Genomic DNA, 1480 nt, shown 5'->3' with positions numbered 1-1480 from the left:
TATTTACTAACAGCTACTGTAAGAAGAGATGGTTCATCGAATTTTGCTAAAAATGAAAAATATGCAATCTTCCCATCGGGAGCCATTGGTTGGAAAATATCAAATGAAAACTTCTTAAAAGACAGTCAAACTGTTTCTAACCTAAAAGTAAGAGCAAGTTATGGTGTAACCGGTAATCAGGCAATTGCTGCTTATGGATCACTAGCAAGTTTTGCCTCAGTCTTCACGCCTATTAATGGACAGACTGTAATTAATGTAACACCAAATCAAGTGGCAAATCCAGATCTAAAATGGGAATCTTCTTATCAAACTAATCTCGGTTTAGATCTAGGCTTGTTCTCTAATAGAATTTCTCTTTCATTAGATTACTATAACATCGATACCAAAGACCTTATCATAGCAGATTCTAGTCAACCAGAATATTTAGGGTTTCTAACGGCCGCTAGTTTAAGAAATGTAGGAGAGATTAATAATAAGGGATTTGAGATCACCTTAAACACAAGAAATATTAGTAATGAAAATTTTAGTTGGACTACAGATTTTAATTGGTCTACAAATAAAAATGAGTTTGTTAGTTTACTAAATGGTGAAGATATATTTCAAGATGCTTCTCCAGGGTATTTTAATATAGACCGCACACATATTTTAAGAGAAGGTGAAGCTGTTGGTGTTTTTTGGGGATACGAATATCGAGGTGTTTACCAAGGTGGAGATTTACCAGAAGGAACCGCTATTTTTGAAGGTGGCGAAGCTGGAGATCAATTATTCACGGATTTAGCGGATGAAGATGGTAATTTAGACGGGGTAATTACTACTGATGATCAACAAATAATAGGAGATCCTAATCCAGATTTTACCATAGGTATCACAAACACCTTTACCTACAAAAACATTGATTTAAGTATCTTTTTTCAAGGTGCATATGGTGGAGATGTTATGAATCTTACTAATGTACAGTTATTTAATGGAGATTCTAATGCCACTACAGATGTATTAAATGCCTGGACACCAACAAACACAAATACGGATATACCTTCTGCTAAACTTAGAGGAAAACAAATCTCTTCTCGTTTTGTAGAAGATGGAAGCTATATTAGATTAAAGAATATAGCTTTAGGCTACAATTTACCTTCACAGATTACTGATAAGTTACGTATGGATTCTATCAGAGTATCTATAAGTGCTCAAAACTTAGTAACCTTTACAGATTACTCTGGATTAGATCCTGAAGTAAACTTTTTAGGAAGTGGTGGTTCAGGCAGTCAAAACACATTTAATGGATTTGATTTTGGAAATTACCCAACGGTTAGATCTGTGAATTTTAGTCTTGGTGTAAAATTTTAATCAATAATTTAAAGCATATATTATGAAACAATATAAATATTTATTCTTATTGATAGGATTATCAATAATAGGATGTTCTGACCTAGAGGAAGAACCAATAGGGCTATTAGCTCCTGATGGTTTTTTTAACAACGTC

General features: G+C 33.4%; 1 protein-coding gene. It reads left to right on the top strand.

Features of this window, described 5'->3' with window-relative positions; all coding sequences use genetic code 11:
• A partial coding sequence (locus tag Q0910_RS28470) for a SusC/RagA family TonB-linked outer membrane protein (protein WP_299224218.1) occupies window positions 1-1344 on the top strand: 1344 nt, incomplete at its 5' end.
• Window positions 1345-1480: the final 136 nt, after the last annotated feature.

This window comes from uncultured Aquimarina sp. (assembly GCF_947495315.1).
Lineage (GTDB): Bacteria > Bacteroidota > Bacteroidia > Flavobacteriales > Flavobacteriaceae > Aquimarina.
The sequence above is the reverse complement of the archived record's forward strand: the minus strand, read 5'-3'. Positions and strand labels throughout refer to the sequence as shown.